The sequence below is a fragment of the Streptococcus hyointestinalis genome (assembly GCF_041225505.1).
Lineage (GTDB): Bacteria > Bacillota > Bacilli > Lactobacillales > Streptococcaceae > Streptococcus > Streptococcus hyointestinalis_B.
On the sequence record NZ_JBCLSK010000076.1, the window covers coordinates 1 to 2,317 of the forward strand.

At 40.1% G+C, this 2,317-nt stretch carries 1 protein-coding gene and 1 pseudogene; one reads left to right on the forward strand and one right to left on the reverse strand.

Going from position 1 to position 2,317, the window contains the following annotated elements:
• Positions 1-105: 105 nt before the first annotated feature.
• A complete protein-coding gene (locus AALA56_RS09895) occupies positions 106-987 on the reverse strand; it encodes a class II fructose-bisphosphate aldolase (protein ID WP_164683686.1) in 882 nt (293 codons plus the stop codon).
• A 240-nt stretch (positions 988-1,227) separates the two neighbouring features.
• On the opposite strand from AALA56_RS09895, the pseudogene AALA56_RS09900 reads away from it, so the two are divergent.
• Positions 1,228-2,219, forward strand: a pseudogene (locus AALA56_RS09900) (IS30 family transposase).
• Positions 2,220-2,317 lie beyond the last annotated feature (98 nt).

Sequence of the window (2,317 nt, forward strand, 5' to 3'; positions counted from 1 at the left end):
TATCAAAAGAGAGAGAACGAAAATCGTTCTCTCTCGCACTTAGCTTTTCATCAACACACCACAGTTGACAAAGAGCCAGTATTTTTTATTCTACAAGCAGTCGTATTAAGCTTTGTTAGCTGAACCGAAAACGTCGATACGTTCTTCAACTGCTGCAGTGATAGCTTCGAATCCTGGTTTTAAGAATTTACGAGGATCGAAGAGTTTCTTCTTATCGTATTCAGCTTCGTTTGCATCGTATTCACGTACAAATTGACGTGTAGCGTTTGCAAATGCGATTTGGCATTCAGTGTTTACGTTAACTTTAGCAACACCAAGTTTGATAGCTGCTTGGATTTGATCATCAGGGATACCAGAACCACCGTGAAGAACGATTGGAGTTCCTGGGATAGCAGCTGTAATTTTTTCAAGGTGGTCAAGGTGAAGACCATTCCAGTTTGCTGGGTATGGTCCGTGGATGTTACCGATACCTGCAGCCAAGAAGTCGATTCCAGTTTCAACCATTGCTTTAGCATCTTCGATTGGTGCCAATTCACCGTCACCGATGATACCGTCTTCTTCACCACCGATAGTACCAACCTCAGCTTCAACTGAGATACCTTTAGCATGTGCTTTTTCAACAACTACACGAGCTTTTTCAAGGTTTTCTTCAATTGGAAGGTGAGAACCGTCAAACATAACTGAAGTGTAACCAACTTCGATACATTCAAGAACGTCTTCGTAGTGACCGTGGTCAAGGTGAATAGCAACAGGAACAGTGATTCCCATTGATTCTACTAAGTTTTCAATAAGTGCTTTACAAAGTTTGTAACCACCCATGTATTTAGCAGCACCCATTGAAGTTTGGATAAGTACAGGAGCTTTTTTAGCTTCTGCAGCACGCAAAATTGCTTGAGTCCATTCAAGGTTATTTGTGTTAAATCCACCAACTGCATAGCCGTTATCACGAGCAGCTTGGACAAATTTTTCAGCTGAAACGATTGCCATTTTAAGGCCTCCTAATTATTTTTTTGGGAATTATCCCATTTACATAGTAAATTATATCACAAATTGAAAAAATTTCTAGTGTTTTTGTCATTTAAAGGCTTTTTGTGTTGTTTTAGTCTTGATTATAAGAGATTAGAAGTTAAAAGTTTTAAAATGAAGTTAGCCATTTTGAGAGTATGAAAAAGCATCTCAGGGAGATATAATGTAATCAACCACAACAACAATTAGAAGGCTTCTGAGATCCAAAACTATTATACACCAAAAGGGAAACACTTGACAATAGCTGACCGTCGACATATTGAGCGCTGGCTCAAGGAAGGTTTCTCCAATCGTGAAATAACTAGAAGATTAGCTAAGGCTCCTCAAACAATTAACAACGACATCAGGCGAGGGCTTGTTAGGCAACAGGGGCGAAAGGGAAAGTATGAGCTAGTCTATTCAGCTGACTTCGCTCAAAGTAACTACAAACAAAAACGTCAGAAATCAATTAAACCAATCTACCTCACTAAGGAGCTGAAGGAAGCGATTAGCCATTATCTAAATCAAAAATACTCGCCTGAGATGATGGTGAAATCTGGAAAAGTTGATGTGCCTAGCTCAACCATTTACTACTGGATTCATCATGGGCATCTTGGACTGACTAAGGCTAATCTGCTTTATCCTAGAAAGACGAAGCCTAAGAAGAAAGTGGCGAGTCCAAATTTCAAGTCTGCTGGAAAATCTATCGAGGAGCGTCCTGAGAGCATTAACAAGCGGGAAAGGATGGGTGATTTCGAGATTGACACCGTCATTCAGACACGGGCAAAAATGAGTGCCTGCTCACGCTGACTGACCGCAAAAGCCCTTATCAAATCATCCGCCTGATTCCTGATAAGTAGTCAGACTCTGTTAATGAAGATTTGAAAGCCATTTTACTAGATTATGACATCAAGTCCATTACAGCAGATAATGGCAAGGAGTTTAGCCGTCTAGCTGACGTTTTTAACACTGAGAATGTCTATTACGCCCAACCTTATACCTCTTGGGAAAGAGGGACAAATGAGAATCACAACCGTTTTGTTCGCCGCTGGTTGCCAAAAGGAAGTCAAAATGCGACCAGAGAACTAGTCGCATTCATTGAACATTGGATAAATAACTACCCGAAAAAATTACTTGATTACAAACCCCAAGAGATTGTTTTGGTACTGGCTAACTTGCACTTGAAATTTACCAAGAGATCAGAAGTCCTTTAGAGAGTAGTAATCTTTATTCCTGCGTTGTAAAATGAAGTGCAACCAAAAAGACATATTCGTCTGATAGACTAGAATTCCCCAACTCAGTATAGAAAGCA

Coding starts and splice junctions, on each gene's coding strand:
- AALA56_RS09895 (WP_164683686.1), bottom strand. CDS start 987: ATGGCAATCGTTTCAGCTGAAAAATTTGTCCAAGCTGCTCGTGATAAC.